Annotated in this window: 13 protein-coding genes; 2 read left to right on the top strand and 11 right to left on the bottom strand. The window is 63.5% G+C overall.

From position 1 onward, the window contains the following. Positions 1–201 precede the first annotated feature (201 nt). Both gabP and ACP7BX_RS23220 read left to right on the top strand, forming a co-directional pair. Complete coding sequence (gene gabP / locus ACP7BX_RS23225) at positions 202–1611, top strand: GABA permease (protein ID WP_426127651.1); 1410 nt, start codon at positions 202–204, stop codon at positions 1609–1611. Further along, the gene (locus ACP7BX_RS23220) at positions 1608–2684 is read left to right on the top strand and encodes a GlxA family transcriptional regulator (RefSeq protein ID WP_033903088.1); all 1077 of its coding nucleotides are present in this window, start codon (positions 1608–1610) and stop codon (positions 2682–2684) included. The genes gabP and ACP7BX_RS23220 overlap by 4 nt, the downstream gene beginning before the upstream one ends. Positions 2685–2686: 2 nt before the next feature. Here the strand turns inward: ACP7BX_RS23220 and ACP7BX_RS23215 are convergent, their stop codons facing one another. The 11 genes from ACP7BX_RS23215 to ACP7BX_RS23165 form a co-directional block, all read right to left on the bottom strand. Then, the gene (locus tag ACP7BX_RS23215) at positions 2687–4030 is read right to left on the bottom strand and encodes a c-type cytochrome (protein WP_426127654.1); all 1344 of its coding nucleotides are present in this window, start codon (positions 4028–4030) and stop codon (positions 2687–2689) included. A 16-nt stretch (positions 4031–4046) separates the two neighbouring features. Beyond that, complete coding sequence (locus ACP7BX_RS23210) at positions 4047–6266, bottom strand: molybdopterin cofactor-binding domain-containing protein (RefSeq protein WP_426127656.1); 2220 nt, start codon at positions 6264–6266, stop codon at positions 4047–4049. Next, entirely contained in the window at positions 6266–6721 is a 456-nt protein-coding gene (locus ACP7BX_RS23205) for a (2Fe-2S)-binding protein (protein ID WP_033903091.1), read from the bottom strand. Before ACP7BX_RS23205 ends, ACP7BX_RS23210 begins: the two co-directional genes overlap by 1 nt. A 331-nt stretch (positions 6722–7052) precedes the next feature. After that, on the bottom strand, positions 7053–7349 hold the full coding sequence (locus ACP7BX_RS23200) for a DUF6124 family protein (protein WP_016978361.1): 297 nt from the start codon (positions 7347–7349) through the stop codon (positions 7053–7055). Between the two features lie 336 nt (positions 7350–7685). Further along, positions 7686–8441 carry an ABC transporter ATP-binding protein gene (locus ACP7BX_RS23195; RefSeq protein ID WP_177095410.1) on the bottom strand — a complete coding sequence of 252 codons (756 nt, stop codon included), beginning with the start codon at positions 8439–8441 and terminating at the stop codon, positions 7686–7688. Next, entirely contained in the window at positions 8435–9463 is a 1029-nt protein-coding gene (locus ACP7BX_RS23190; protein ID WP_426127659.1) for a FecCD family ABC transporter permease, read from the bottom strand. The genes ACP7BX_RS23195 and ACP7BX_RS23190 overlap by 7 nt, the downstream gene beginning before the upstream one ends. Further along, on the bottom strand, positions 9460–10593 hold the full coding sequence (locus ACP7BX_RS23185; protein ID WP_426127955.1) for an ABC transporter substrate-binding protein: 1134 nt from the start codon (positions 10591–10593) through the stop codon (positions 9460–9462). Before ACP7BX_RS23185 ends, ACP7BX_RS23190 begins: the two co-directional genes overlap by 4 nt. 20 nt (positions 10594–10613) lie before the next feature. Further along, positions 10614–12968 (bottom strand): TonB-dependent siderophore receptor, encoded by a 2355-nt coding sequence (locus ACP7BX_RS23180; RefSeq protein WP_426127661.1) that lies wholly within the window; start codon positions 12966–12968, stop codon positions 10614–10616. A 102-nt stretch (positions 12969–13070) separates the two neighbouring features. Beyond that, complete coding sequence (locus ACP7BX_RS23175; protein WP_314527779.1) at positions 13071–14039, bottom strand: FecR domain-containing protein; 969 nt, start codon at positions 14037–14039, stop codon at positions 13071–13073. Continuing rightward, positions 14040–14555, bottom strand: coding sequence for a sigma-70 family RNA polymerase sigma factor (locus ACP7BX_RS23170; RefSeq protein WP_016978354.1), 516 nt, complete (start codon positions 14553–14555; stop codon positions 14040–14042). A 36-nt stretch (positions 14556–14591) separates the two neighbouring features. Continuing rightward, positions 14592–15764, bottom strand: coding sequence for an MFS transporter (locus ACP7BX_RS23165; protein ID WP_426127663.1), 1173 nt, complete (start codon positions 15762–15764; stop codon positions 14592–14594). Between the last annotated feature and the right edge of the window lie 94 nt (positions 15765–15858).

Genomic DNA, 15858 nt, shown 5'->3' with positions numbered 1-15858 from the left:
CACAGGGAAATGGGCCTGTCCATAAGTGGGGGCTATGCAGGTAAACCCTACGTGCATGTCGATATCAGACCAATCCCCGCCGCTCCCAGGCTATTTTTGATGAACTGAGGCCGCGTAAGGTGACCCATCATTAGGAAATGATGATCGCCTGACTCTTCAGTCAGTACACCTTGACGTCGATCACCGAGAACAACAAAAACAATGAATAGCCTGAATTCCAACGATTCCAACGGCCAGTTGGCGCAAGGCTTCAAGCCGCGTCATGTGACCATGCTTTCCATTGCGGGCATTATCGGGGCGGGGTTGTTTGTCGGTTCCGGGCATGCGATTGCGGCGGCGGGGCCGGCGGTGCTGCTGGCTTATCTGTTCTCCGGCACGCTGGTGGTGCTGGTGATGCGCATGCTCGGGGAGATGGCGGTGGCCAACCCCGATACCGGATCTTTTTCGACCTACGCCGACCAGGCCATTGGCCGCTGGGCCGGGTTTACCATCGGTTGGTTGTACTGGTGGTTCTGGGTGCTGGTGATCCCCATCGAGGCGTTGGCCGCCGGGCATATCCTCAACCAATGGTTCCCACAGATCGACGCTTGGCTGTTTGCCTTGTTGTCGATCTTTTTGTTGGTGGTCACCAATCTGTTCAGCGTGTCCAAGTACGGCGAGTTCGAGTTCTGGTTCGCCATGGCCAAGGTCATCGCGATCATCGGTTTTATCGGCCTGGGCTTTGCGGTGCTGATGGGCTGGGTGCCCGAGCGCGAGGTGAGCGGGTTGAACCGGTTGATGGAGGAACACGGCGGTTTCGCGCCCAACGGGATGTCGGCGGTGGTCGGCGCCTTTATTACCATCATGTTCAGTTTTATCGGCACTGAGGCGGTCACCATCGCGGCGGCGGAGTCCAGTAACCCCGCGCAGAACATCGCCCGCGCCACACGTTCGGTGATGTGGCGTATTGGTGTGTTCTACCTGTTGTCGATCTTCGTGGTGATTTCCGTGGTGCCGTGGAACGACCCGTTGCTGGCCTCGGTCGGCTCTTATCAGCGCGCCCTGGAGCTGATGAATATTCCCAACGCCAAGCTGCTGGTTGACGTAGTGGTGTTGATCGCCGTGGCCAGTTGCATGAATTCCTCCATCTACATCGCCTCGCGCATGCTGTTTTCCCTGGGCAAGCGTGGGGATGCTCCCACGTTGATGAAGAAAACCTCGGCGGCGAGCGTGCCGAGGGCCGCGGTGATTGCCAGCACCATCCTGGGCGCAGGCGTGACCCTGTTCAGTTACTTTGCGCCGGCCGGGTTGTTCCAGTTCCTGCTGGCCAGTTCGGGCGCCATCGCGTTGCTGGTGTACCTGGTGATCGCGGTGTCGCAGTTGCGCATGCGCAAGATCCTGCGACAGCGCAACGTCACGCTCACCTTCCAGATGTGGCTGTTTCCCTGGCTGACTTGGCTGGTCATCGCATTCATCTGTGCCGCTTTGACGGTGATGCTGGTCACGCCTGAACACCGTTTTGAGGTGTCATCCACCATCGGCCTGGCCCTGATGATTTCCCTGGTCGGCTTGCTCACCGCGCGGCAGCCCGAACGCACGCAAAAAACCGTGGCCGCAGCCTCACCGCCATGAGTGGCCGCCCCGTAAGCAGCATCGTGTTCGTGCTGCTGGACCAGTTCACCTTGATGTCACTGGCCTCGGCCGTTGAGCCCCTGCGCATGGCCAACCAGCTGTCGGGCCAGGAACTCTACAAATGGCACACCGCGAGCCCGGACGGTAACCCCGTGTGGGCCAGTGACGGCGTGCCCATCACGCCGGACGGTTCGATACTCAGCGTGCCGTCCGCCGATATTGTGATTGTCTGCGGCGGCATCGGCATCCAGGGCACCGTGACCGGCGAGCTGGTCAAGTGGCTGCGCAGCCAGGCGCGTTATGCCAAGCGATTGGGCGGTATCTGTACCGGTAGCTTTGTGTTGGCGCGGGCGGGTTTGCTGGATGGCTATGAATGCAGCGTGCACTGGGAATGGTTGGCGGCCATGCAGGAGGCGTTTCCACGGGTGACGGTCAGTTCCAGCCTGTTTACCCTCGACCGCGATCGTCTCACCAGCTCGGGTGGTACGGCGCCGCTGGACATGATGCTGCACCTGATCGGCCGTGATCACGGGCATGAGCTGTCGGCGGCCATCTCCGACATGTTTGTGTACGAGCGCATCCGTAACGAGCAGGACCATCAGCGTGTGCCCCTTAAGCACATGCTCGGCACCCAGCAGCCCAAGCTGCAGGAAATCGTCGCGTTGATGGAGGCCAACCTGGAGGAACCGATCAACCTGGATGAGCTGGCGGCGTATGTCGCGTTGTCCCGCCGTCAGCTGGAGCGCATGTTCCAGAAATACCTGCACTGTTCGCCGTCACGCTACTACCTGAGGCTGCGGCTGATCCGGGCGCGGCAGTTGCTCAAGCAGACGCCCATTTCCATCGTGGAGCTGGCCGTGCTTTGCGGCTTTGTGTCCACGCCGCACTTTTCCAAGTGCTACCGCGAATACTTCGGCGTGCCGCCCAGCGACGAGCGCTCCGTCACCGACAGCGAGCGCTCCATCGTGCTCAAGCCGGTGATGCATGCGTTGCCTACGCCCGCGCCCATGAACGTGTTGGAGCAGGCGCGGGGCGAGGCAACGTTTGCCAGCGTGAAAAACCTGAAGCCCTGACCTCAGCGCATGTGCAGGATGATCGGGCTGCTGCTCGCCGGGTCAGTGTGCCCGCGCAGCTTGCCCACCGCTTTGGCATCCACCGCGCCACCGTTGTTGCCCCAGGTGCTGCGCACGTAGCTGAGTACCTCGGCGATTTCCGCGTCGGACAATTGCTCACGAAACGCCGGCATGCGGTAGGCATCCGGCACGCCGGCCGCGACCACGCGTTGTGAGCCGTTGAGGGTGATGTTGATCGCCGATGCGCTTTCTTTCGCCAGTGCTGACGTGGCGCCGGCCAGGGGCGGCATCCACTCGGGCTGGCCCTTGCCGTCGAGACCATGGCAAGAGGCGCAGCGGGTGGCGTAGGTGTGGGCGCCGGGGGCGTCTTGCACCGCCGCCACCGCCTGATACTGCCAGGGTGCGCCGTCGCGCTGCGGATCGCCAGGCAATGACTTGAGGTAGCGGGCGATGGCCGCCAGGTCGTCGTCCTGCATGAACTGCGTGGAGTTGTTGAACGCCTCGGTCATCGAACCGTAGACCACCGCATGGGCGTTGCGCCCGGTCTTGAGGAACTGCACGATCTGTGGCTCCGTCCAACGGCCCAGCCCGGTGTTGGGGTCCTGGCGCAGGCTCGGCGCGTACCAGCCGTCGAGCAGGGCGCCGGCGAGGAACGGCGCGCCAGATTCATCCAGGGCTTTTTCGTTGAAGGCCAGGCCGCGCGGCGTGTGGCAACTGCCGCAGTGGCCGGGGCCTTGGACGATATAGGCGCCACGGTTCCACAGCGCGTCCTGGTTGGGCTTGGCTGCATAAGTCGCCGTGGGCGCGAACACGCCGTTCCACAAGGCGATGGGCCAGCGCATATTCAGCGGCCACGGAATATCACTGGGGATATTCGGTTGGTTGGCCGGTTGTATGCCCTGCATGAAAAACGCGTACAGCGCTTTGATGTCGTCATCGCTGAGCTTCACGTAGGACGGGTAGGGCATGGCCGGGTACAGCCGGCGGCCGCCCGGTGCTACGCCATGGCGCACTGCACGGTCGAAATCGGCCAGGCTGTAAGTGCCGATGCCGGTTTGCTTGTCTGGCGTGATGTTGGTGGCGTGGATCGCCCCCAACGGCGTGGCCATTTCCAGGCCACCGGCAAACGGCGCCTTGCCCGCCAGGCTGTGGCAGGCCACGCAATCGCTGAGGCGGGCGACATACTCGCCACGGCTGACCAGGGCGGGATCGAAGGTGGCTTTCGCCTGTTCCTGTTCGAACGGCGTAGCCGGTTCACGGGTGACGTACCAGGCCAGCAGGCCTGCGGCGACCAGGCAGGGCAGCGCCAGCCAGCCTGCGGTTCTTGCGAATCGACGGTTGTTCATGGGCGTTTCCTGAAGGTCAGCTAAAAGTGTGTCGGCTCAAGGGCAGGCTGCGCACGCGCTGGCCTGTCAATTGCGCCACCGCGTTGGCCACGGCCGGCGCCACGGCGGGCAACGGCGGCTCGCCGATACCACCCATCTTTTCGCCACTCTCGACTATCCGTACATGCACCCGTGCCATCTGCGCGGGCGCCAGGATCGGGTACAAGTCGTAGTTGCGCGCCCGTGGCTTGCCGTCCACGTACACCGCTTCTTCCAGCAAGGTCTGGGACAAGCCCAACGCCACCGCGCCATTAACCTGGGCCTCGACAATCGCCGGGTTGACGATGCTGCCGGGGTCGATGGCCTGCCAGATATCGTGCACCCTGACCTTGCCGTTCTCGATGGACACCTCAGCGATCGCCGCCGTGTGGGAACCGAATGGCGAGGCCATGGCCACGCCGCGAGCCCGTCGAGTGCCGTCCTCGGCGGTGAAGGGACCGCGCTTCCAGCCACCGGACAGTTCACCCGCCGCTTGCAGCAACGTGGTCAGCCGTGGGTTGTCGCGCAGCAGGTGCAGGCGCAGCTCATAGGGATCCTGCCCGCCCTTGTCCGCCAGTTCGTCGAGGAACGACTCGTAGAAAAAGTCGTTGAGCGAATTGCCCACCGAACGCCAGTAACCGAGCATCGGCGCGCCTTTGACGTAGATCTGCGCGATGCGTTTGTTGGGGATCGCGTAGGACTTGCCCGACAACCCTTCAACCGCCGTAGGGTCGATTTTATCGCCCTGTTTGCCGGCGAGGGCTTCGGTCGGGCCTTCGGTCGCACTGACGGCTTCGATGGCGACCGGCAGACCTTTGTCATCCAGCGCGGCGCGGAACTTGACCACCGCCACGGGGCGCAGCACATCGCGCAAGAACTCTTCCTCGCGACTCCAGATCAGCTTGACCGGACGGCCCACCGCCTTGGCCAATGCAATGGCCTGCGGATAAGGGTTGGCCGAGTCATACAGGAAGTGCCGGCCGAAGAAACCACCGAGTAACGGCGAGTGCAGATTGATTTGCGCAGGGTCGAGGCCGGTGCGCTTGGCGATGTCGGCGCGGAACATGTCCGGCGCCTGGTTGGGCAGCCAGATGTCCAGCGTGCCATCCGGGTTGAAGCGCGCCAGGGCTGACGGCGGCTCCAGTTGGCCGTGGTTGAGGTATTGGTTGTGATACGTCGCCTCGAGCTGGGTCTTGCCACCTTTCAACGCGGCGGCGACGTCACCTTCGTTCTCGTCGTCACGGGCCGGGCCTTGCTGGGCAGCGAGGAACTCGAAGTGCTTGTCGCTGGAGAAGTCCGCTGGCATGACGCGCAGTGCCGAGTCGGCGGCGGCTTCCTGCCAGTCGACCTGGATGGCTTCTACCGCACGCTTGGCGTGCCACCAACGCTCAGCCACCACCGCCACCGCGCCGGGCAGCACGTGCACCGAATGCACGCCTTTCATGCCTTCGACTTGGGCCTGGTTGCGCAGGGTGCCGACGGTCATGCCCAGGCGTGGCGCGTGCTGGACGGCGGCGTGAAGCATGTTGTCGACTTTCAGGTCGATGCTGTAGAGCGCCTTGCCGGTGGATTTGTCATAGGCGTCCAGGCGCTTGACCGGCTTGCCGATCCAGCGGAATTGGCTCGGGTCGCGCAGGGTGATGCTGGATGGATCGGGCACAGGCATGTCGAGCGCGCTACTGGCCAGCTCGCCATACCCCAATGAACGACCGGAAGCCGTGTGCACCACGCGGCCGGGCTGTGTGGTCAGTTCGCCAACCGGCACGCCCAATTGTTTAGCGCCAGCTTGCAGCAACATCGCGCGGGCCAGGGCACCAAGGCGGCGCATGGTCGGGTAGCTCATGCGCACCGACATGCTGCCGCCGGTGATACGCAGGCCGTTTTCCATCACCACATAGGCTTCGCCAGGCGGGGCGGCTTCGACGATAAAGGTGGCGGGGTCGGCATCCAGTTCTTCGCCGACGATCTGCGCCATGGCGGTGTGGGTGCCTTGTCCGCCTTCCATGAACGGGCTGAGCAGGCGCACCGTGCCGTCCGGGCGAATCTCCAGGAACGCTGGCACCTGGGTGCCGCGTTCAGCAGCGGTGGCGGCTTGCACTCGGCCCGAGCCCAGGGGCAGGCCAAAACCAATCACCAGTGCGCCCACCGCCGTACTCGCCAGAAAGCGGCGACGCGACAGGTTGACCGGTGCATCAAGCAGTTCGTCGAGAATACTCATCAAGCGCCCTCCTGCTTGGCCAGGGCGTCGACCGCCGCGTGGATGGCGTTATAGGTGCCGCAGCGGCACAGGTTGATCATCGCCGCGTCGATCTGCGCCTTGCTCGGCGCGGGGGTGTGCTTGAGCAGCGCAGTGGCCGCCATCACCTGCCCGGACTGGCAATACCCGCATTGCGCCACCTGATGCTCGACCCAGGTCGCGACCACACGCTTGCCCACTTCATCGGTCTCAATCGCCTCGATGGTGGTGATCTCACGCCCGACCAAGGCGGCCACCGGCGTGACGCAGGAGCGCACCACATTGCCATCCACCAGCACCGAACAGGCGCCGCACTGGGCCAGGCCGCAGCCGTACTTGGTGCCGGTCAGGCCCAGGTCATCGCGGATCACCCACAACAAGGGCGTGTCCGCGTCGGCATCGACCTGATAGGCCTTTTGGTTGATTCGTAATTCCATGGCTCACCTGCTGATCAACGGTAGGTGCGGCCTTTTTAGTGATGAACGCAGTGGCCGCTTATTGTCGAACTCTAGACCAGAGTGCAAGGGCGCAGATACCCGGTGGTCGACAAATCGGAGGATCGGGCAAGGATTCAACAGGATCGGGTGAAAGCGCTGTAGACAAGGCTATACGGCGGTTTTGCATCAGGCGGAGCTTGCTCCCGTTGGACTGCGCAGCAGTCCCATTTTTGGGGCCGCTTCGCGACCCAACGGGAGCAAGCTCCCTCGCCACAGGTACAGTGTTCGCCTTTAACTGACTGGCATTAGGGCTGGCCCGCTCCCATCTGTTTTAGTTGTGTTTCAGGCATTCGATAGAGCGGTCCACCGTGGTCTTGGCGATTTCCAGCAAATGCCACACCGCCAGGATCTTCGCCCGTTCGGGGCTTGCCAATTGCTCACCACAATCGAGTGCGGTGGCCGACGCGCTGTCGAGCAAGCTGGCGGTGTAGAGCAGGGCGTCTTCGAAGCTGAGGTCTTCGTTGACCGAGTGGAAACCTTGGGTGGGCAGGTAATGGTCGATGGCGCGGTTGAAGGCGGCGCGGTCTTTTGCGGGGTCGATGGGTGGATCGGGTAGGACTTTGTTCATTTGTGCAGCTCCTGGATGATCATGGAGTCGGCACGCTTCGCGACTAAACGAAGGGTGGCGGCTGTACGCAGGTTAGTCGACCGGTCAGGAGCATCCGGCGCGCCCGAGGGCGCCCTGCGCACAGCCACCATAAGCTTCATGGGGCCCTACGCTTGCTCGAAATCCGGGCGACTAAACCCGATCACTGAATAGGCAGTGACGGACCGCAGACTAGCCACCGATTCCAGCAGGCACAAGGCGGCAGGGATTGTCTAGGAAACGTCCTGCAATTAAAAGCGATGCGCCTTGCTGGCCCTTTACAAACCATGACAAAACGCCACCCTACGGACTCAAGCCTTACACAATATCGTCGATCAAAATATGCGGCTGCCCGCGACTGCACCGCTCGATCCGCGCCTCGACCTTGTACACCTCGCGCAGCATTGCCTCATTGATCACCTCATGGCTCGGCCCGCTGCCCTGGGCGGTGCCGTCGGCGATCACCAGCACCTGGTCGGCAAAACGCAGCGCCTGGTTCAGGTCGTGCAGGGCGATGAACACAATCACCTCCCGTTTGCGTGCCAGGGCCTGCATGAAGTTCAGCACCTGCACCTGGCGATGCATGTCGAGGGCGCTGGTGGGTTCGTCCATCAGCAACACGTCGGGTTCGCGCACTAAGGTCTGGGCGATGGACACCAGTTGTTGCTGGCCGCCGCTGAGTTCACCGAGGTTGCGAAAGGACAGCTCGGTGATGCCGAGGGCGGTGAGGATTTCATCGACCAACTTCAGCTCGTCATCATGCACCGTCCAGCCGGGTGCTAGCTGCTTGCGTGCCAGCAAGACGGATTCATACACCGTCAAGCGGGCGCTGGCGTTCAGGCCTTGGGGCATGTAGCTGATGCCTTGGAGGCCTTTTGCCGAGTCCTGCAGGATCACCTGGCCCGGTCCGTCGATCAGCCCGGCCATACGCTTGAACAAGGTGGATTTGCCGGCCGCGTTGGGCCCGACCACCGCCACCACTTGGCCGCCGACAAAACGGGCGGTGGTCACGCCGCGGATGATGCTGCGTTGCCCGTAGGTGGCGCCGAGGTCCTGCAACTGAATGCTTACCATGGGTTTTTCTTCCCGCTCAGGATCAGGGAGATAAAGAACGGCACGCCGATCAGTGAGGTGACCACGCCAATCGGGAAAATCGCACCGGGGATCAGGGTTTTGCTGACCACCGAACTGGCCGACAGAATCAACGCGCCGGTGAGCAGCGAGGCGGGCAGGAAGAAGCGCTGGTCTTCGCCAATCAGCATGCGGGCGATGTGCGGGCCGACCAAGCCGATAAAGCCGATGGTGCCGACAAAGGCCACCGGGAACGAGGCGAGCAGGCTGACCATGATCAGTGTCTGGAAACGCAGGCTGCGCACGTTGATGCCGAAACTGGCGGCCTTGTCGTCGCCCAGGCGCAGGGCGGTCAGGGCCCAGGCGCGTTTGGCGAAGATCGGCAGGGTGATCAGGATCACCAGGCAGATCACGCCAAGCTTGGGCCAGGTGGCCTTGGTCAGGCTGCCCATGGTCCAGAACACCACGGCCGCCACGGCTTGCTCGGTGGCGAAAAACTGCACCAGCGCCAACAGCGCATTGAAGGTGAAGACCAAGGCAATGCCGAGCAGCACGATGGTTTCGGCGGTGACACCACGGCGCAGGCTCAAAAAGTGGATCAGCAGTGCGCACAGCATCGCCATGATGAACGCGTTGACCGGCACCATGTACTGCGCCGCCAACGGAAACAGCGCCACGCCGAAGGCCAGCCCCATGGCTGCGCCAAAGCTGGCGGCAGCGGAAAGCCCCAGGGTGAACGGGCTGGCCAGCGGGTTGTTAAGGATCGTCTGCATCTGCGCCCCGGCCAGGGACAACGCCGCGCCGACCGCCACCGCCATCAGCGCGACCGGCAGGCGGATGTCCCACATCACCACGCGCACCTGGGGCGCCGCGCTGTCCGGCGACAGCAGGGCGCCGAGCACTTCACTGAGGCTGTAGCGCGCCGGGCCGAGGGCCAGATCCAGCAACACACTGCACAGTAACAGCAGGGTCAGGATGGCCAGGATCAGGCGTTTGCGCAGCACCCGTTGACGGTAGGCGCTCATGGCTTGAGGCTCACGAAGTAGCCAGGCGCGTAGGGCACCGGCAGGAACCGTTCATGCAACTCGCGAAATGCGGCTTGCGGGTCGAGGTCGGCAAACAGCGTCGGGTGAAACCATTTGGCCAATTGCTGGATCGCCACGAACTGATACGGGCTGTTGTAGAACTGATGCCAAATCGCGTGGAAGGCCTGGGTCTGCTGGGCCTTGATCCCGGCGTAGGCCGGGCGCTGGGTGTACCACGCCAGTTTGTGCCGGGCTTGGGCCATGTCTGCGTCAGGGCCGACGCCCACCCAATGGCCACCCGGCGCGAAAGCCTCCCAGTTGGCGCTGGTGACGACCACCTGGTCCGGATTGGCCACGATCACCTGCTCGGGATTCAGTTGGCCAAAGGTGCTGGGGATGATGCCTTTGGCGACGTTGTTGCCCCCGGCCATCTCGACAAAAAGCCCGAAGTTCTCATCGCCGAAACTCAGGCAGCAATCGTCGGTGTAGCCGCCGATGCGCTCGATGAACACGGCGGGGCGCTTGGGTTGCTGCGCGGCAATCACCTCGGTCACGCGGCGGATCTGCTGGTTGCGGAACGCGATAAACGCCTCGGCCCGCTCTTCCTTGCCGAACAACTGGCCGAACAGGCGCATGGTCGGTTCGGTGTTAGTCATGGGCTGGTTGCGAAAGTCCACGTACACCACCGGAATACCCAGGGCGTCGAGCTTCTCGATGTAGCGCGCGTCCTCGGTGGCGTGTTGCGCCTCGATATTGAGGATGATCACGTCGGGCCGCTGGGAAATCGCTTGTTCGATGTCGAAGGTGCCGTCTTCAAAACCGCCGAAGGTGGGGATGTGGGCGATCTCGGGGAATTGACGCAGGTAGGCGTTGTAGGTGTCCGGGTCGGACTGGATCAGGTCCTTGCGCCAGCCGACGATGCGCTCGATGGGGTTTTGTGTATCCAGCGCGGCCACCAGGTACAGCTGGCGGCCTTCGCCCAGAATCACCCGCTGCACCGGCAGGTTGACCTTGACCTGGCGCCCCAGCAGATCGGTGACGGTGGTGGGCGCCGCCAGCGCAGGCATGCCCAGCAACCCGGTGAACAACAGTGCCGCCAAAACGTGGCCGCATCGAACAATCGAACGCATCATGTGAGCCCTTGCAGGTATCAGAAATCGACCGTGGCCGACAGGAGGAGGGTGCGTGGCGAACCCTGGGAAAACGCGCCGTAGGAGGCCACGCCGGACCAGTATTCGCGGTCGAACAGGTTCTGCACGGTGGCGCGGAAGGTGGTCGGCCGCTCGGCGATGCGCGTGCTGTAGCGCGCGCCGACATCGAAGCGGGTCCAGGCGTCCAGCTGTTGGGTGTTGGCCTGGTTGACGTACTGGCTGGCGGTATAGATCGCGCCGCTGGTCAACGTCAGCCCTTCGACCCACGGGGTGTCCCATTCGGCCCAGAGGTTGGCTTGCACGTCGGGCACGCCCACCGGGGTGTTGCCCTGATTGGCGGCGATGCTGGTTTTGGTGAGCTGTGCATCCAGCAGGGTCACGCCGCCGAGCAGGCGCGTGCCTGGGGCGACTTCGCCAAACAGGCTCAGCTCCAGGCCGCGATTGCGTTGTTCGCCTTGTACCGAGAAGCGCCCCTGGGTCAGTTCGCCGGTGGGTTTCTGGATCTGGAACAGCGCCAGCGTCAACATGAAGGTGCCGTAATCGAGCTTCACCCCGACTTCATGCTGCCTGGAAACGTAGGGCGCGAAGATCTCCCCAGCGTTGGCCGCATTGGACGGCGCCACATCGCCTTTGCTCAGGCCTTCGAGGTAGTTGTAATAAAACGACACATGCTCCCAGGGCTTGACCACCGCGCCGAACAGCGGCGTGGTCTTGCCGGCGTCGTAGGCCGTGGTCACCGCGCCGGCGGCGTTGTAGTTGTGGGACTGGATGTTCTGTTTGCGCAAGCCCACGGTGACCTGCACGCGTTGGTCGAGTATCGACAAGGTGTCGGCAATGGCCACGCCGGATAACTCGGTGGCGGAGACTTTCGGCGCGTCCGGCTTGGCGATGGAGGGTTTGGGGCGCTCGACCGGGTGGTAGATATTCGACAGCACCGGCGCGCCGGAGATAATCCCCCGCGACAGCTCATCGCGATAGCGGGTGACTTGCAGGGTACTGCTGTGGCTGATCGGCCCGGTGTCGAAGCGCAGGCGCGCACCGGTATCCACCGTGTAGCGCTGCACTTCGAAGCGGTAGTAACCGGGGATCGACGAGGTGTCGCCGGCCGTGTTGACAATGCTTGGGGTCTGGTCGGACAGGCGCGCCACTGCCGATTTGCCGCCACCGGCATGGGCGAACACCGTCAGGTGGTCAGTGAGGTCGTACTCGCCGCTGAGCAGGGCGGATTTGTCCCGGGTGCGCGACCAGCCCCAGTCCTGGCTGACGTTGGTACGGCCGTTGGCGGCATCGGGAATCTTTACGCCGGAGGCGATCAGGAACGGTCGGGAGGCCGCGTCAAAGGTTTCTTCCTGGGAAATCAGGTCCAGGCTGGTCCGCAGGCGCTCGCCTTGATAATCCAGGGACAGCGCACCGATGCCGACTTCACGGGATTGCTTGTCGATCACCGTGTCGCCTTGTTGCACGCCGCCGTTGAGCCGCATACCGAAGCGGCGTTCTTCGCCAAAACGCCGGCTGATATCGATCCGGTTACCGACGTGGGCATCCTGGGCATAGCTGGCGGTGTAGCGGGTCAGGTCTTCCTCCAGCGAGCGCTTGGGCACCACGTTGATCACTCCGCCCACCGCGCTGTTGGGCGACATGCCGTAGAGCAGCGCGCCGGGGCCTTTCACCACTTCGATACGTTCGGCGTATTCGGTGAACACCCGGTAGTTGGAGGCCACGCCGTACACGCCGTCGAACGCCAATTCGCCGAGGTTGCCTTCGCCCACCGGAAACCCACGGATGAAAAACGAGTCGACAATGCCGCCGGTCTGCCCGGTGGAGCGCACCGAGGAATCGCGCTCCAGTAGGTCTCCGACGGTGGTGGCTTGCTGGTCCTTGATCAACGAGGCGGTGTAGGTGCTGACGCTGAACGGTGCGTCCATCACATCCGCATTACCGAGCATGCCCAGTCGCCCACCGACGGCCACTTGGCCGCCCGAATACACCGGTGGCAGGCTGTCGGCGCGTTGCTCGACGCCACTGACCGTGGTGTCCGAGAGGGTGACTTGGCGCTGCACCAGCGTGTAGGTGCCGTCGCTGCGCAACACCATGTCCAGGCCGCTGCCGGCCAACAGGCGGGTGACGGCTTCCTGGGTTGAGTAAGTCCCGGACAGCCCTGGGCTGGTCAGGCCTTCGGTGAGGGCTGGGACAAACGACAGGGCGATGCCCGCGTCCACGGCAAAGCTCGACAGCGTGGCGCCGAGCGGGCCTGGCGCGATCTGGTAGGCACGGACCGCGACCGCATCCAACTGCGCGGCCATGGCGGCGCTGACCAGGGCCAGGCTGAGCAACGCGCTGCGAATCACAAGCATCAAAGGGAGCCCTGTGGACGAGAGGAAAAGGGGTGTTCCTGTGTGTGCCAGTCGAGATCGGAAAAAGTATCACCCGAGCGGTGTTTTATTTTTCGCGCCCGCTCAGGCGGGCGACAGCGTGACCCAATAGCCGTTCAAGTGGCCGCTGACGAGCACCGGGTAGGTCTGCACCAGCATGTTCAAGGTGCGCTGGGTATCGCTGATGGGGAAGGCGCCGGAAATGCGCAGGTCGGCAATCGCCGGGTCATAGCGCACGAAGCCTCGGCGATAGCGGGTCAGCTCGGCGACGAAATCCGCCAGGCGCATCTTGTCGGCCATCAGCATGCCTTGGGCCCAGGCGCCGACATTGCGGTCGGTGGGGGTGAGCGAGCCAAAGGTCTGCGCGGAAAAGTCCGTGCGTTGCCCGGCGTTGACCACCAACGGCGCGACCTGGCGGTTGTCGGCCAGCATCACTTTGACGGCGCCTTCGAGCACGGCCAGGTGGGTGCGCGCGTTCCATTCGCGCACGGTAAAACGCGTGCCCAGGGCCTGCATGCGGCCCTGGCCGGTACTGACCAGGAACGGGCGGGACGCATCCTGGGCGGTCTGCACCAGTATTTCACCTGCGCGCAGGTGCACGAGGCGTTGCTGGCTGTCGAACAGCACGTCGATGGCGGAATCGGTATTGAGGGTGATGCGCGAGCCGTCGGCCAGGACCCATTCGCGCCGCTCGCCCACGCGGGTGCGGTAGTCGGCGGTCCACTGTTGGGTCTGCGCCAGTTTCCAACTGCCCCAGCCGACCGGCATCACCGCCAGCAGCAGGGCCAGCTTGCCCAAGGCTGCACGGCGTTCCGGGTGGCTCGGCCGATCCAGTGCCGACATGGCCAGGGCTGGCGGCAGGCCGCCCAACTTGCTTTGCAGCAACTGTGCTCGGGCCCAGGCGCGATCACGCTCGGGGCTGCTGACTTTCCAGCGCTCCCATTCGGCGCGTTCGTGGTCGCTGAGGCCGCCCTCGCTCAAGCGCATCAGCCAGTCGGCAGCTTCTTCGAGGACTTCGGGGGCTAACGGGGGTTGCTTGCGCAGGCTGAGCACTTATTCCACCAGCATCAGGCACTGCACAAAAGCCTGTTTCATGTAGCGTTTGACGGTGATCAGCGACACGCCCAGTTGCTCGGCGATGTCCTGGTATTTGAGGCCGTTGAGCTGCGACAGCAGGAAGGCGCGCTTGACCAGTGGCGGCAGGGCGTCGAGCATTGCGTCGATCTCATGCAGGGTCTCCAGCACCACGAAATGCGCTTCCGGCGAAGGCACTTCATGGGGCGGCACGCTGGCGAGCGCCTCCAGGTAAGCGCGTTCCAACGCCTTGCGCTGATACCAGTTGACCAGGATGCCCTTGGCCACACAGCTCAGGTACGCCCGCGGCTGGTCAATCACCGTGACCTGGGACGCGAGGATGCGCGTGAAGGTGTCCTGGGCCAGGTCGGCCGCATCCATGGCGTTGCCGAGTTTGCGCTTGAGCGTGGCGTACAGCCAACCGTGATGGCCGCTGTACAGGGCCTCGATCACGCGCAGGTGCTGCTGGTTATCGGCGGTAAGGATTTCGCTCATGGCGCGGATCCGTGCAATTGAGAAGTATTCCCAATGCTAAGGGACAACCCTGCGGTAACGCAACGCGAGAATCGCAACCCAGGCCACCGCGTACGCCAGGCACACGAACAGGTAGGTGTACGCCAGGCCATACACCTGGCTCAGCAACCCGCCGAGGCAGATGCCGGCAATCGAGGCGAACTGCGCGGTGCCCTGGGCGATCCCCAGCACATGGCCCTGACGGGCGCTGTCGGCGGTCTTGGAGATCAGCGCGGTCAGCACCGGCGTGGTCGCGCCCAACAGCACGCCCCAGATGAAGTAGGTGCATACAAACACCACAGGTTCGCGGGTGACGCCGGCCAGGCCGGTGAGGACGATACAGCCGAGCACCACGTAACCGATGCGCCGCAGCGTGTCGACTTGCGTACGCCCCTCGAAATGCCGCGACCAGGCCGTGGCCGACAGGATAAACCCCAGCGCCAACAAGCCGTAGCACAGGCCGACCACCGCGTTGCTCACGTTGAAGGTGGTGCTCACATACAGCGAGAACGAGGTCTGCGGCAGCATCCGCGCGAGCAGCAGAATGCCCATCACGCTCAGCAGCGGTAACAGTGCGGACCCTTGCCACACACCGTTCTTGGCAGCAGACGCGATTTTTTTGACCGGCGCAACATCCGGCAGGGTCACCGCCGCCACCAGCGTGCACACCGCGCAGAGTGCGGCGGCGCTGAGGTTGATCCAGAAGAACGTGGCATGGTCGAGGATCAAGCCGCCCACCACTGCGCCCAGCAATGAGCCGACATTGGTGGCAATCTGCAGTAGCGCAAACAAACGCGCGCGCCGCGAAGGGGCCTCGATGCTCACCCCATACGCCTGCGCCGGCGCGATATACCCGGCGCAGGCACCCTGCAGGAAGCGCAGGACCAGAATCGTCCAAAGGTCGCTGAACAGCGCCAGCCCCAATTGGGTCAGGGTCAGCCCGACCAGCGCACGGATCATCATCCATTTGTGGCCGTAGCGATCACCGATACGGCCCCAGAACGCACTGGTCAGCAAAATGCCAAGCATCGGCCCCACGTACACCGCGATGCTGGCGAAGCTGAACAGCGTGTCGGAATCGGTCAGCCCGCGCAGGTGCAAGGGCCAGAATGGGCCGCTCATTTCCATGGCACCCATCGACACAAGTTGGATCGTGAACAGCAGGTAAATCAGCACACGGGTGGTTGGCATGAATCGGCCTCGGTAAAAAAACGCGCGGGACGCTGATACTTTTTCCCGCGTCGGCTGGCATCAGGAGTAATGCTCATTTCTCACGATGAAAGGA

Source organism: Pseudomonas sp. DWP3-1-3b3, from assembly GCF_049896305.1.
GTDB classification, from domain to species: domain Bacteria; phylum Pseudomonadota; class Gammaproteobacteria; order Pseudomonadales; family Pseudomonadaceae; genus Aquipseudomonas; species Aquipseudomonas azotoformans_A.
Note: the sequence above shows the minus strand (reverse complement) of the source record. Positions and strands in the feature narration are given on the sequence as shown.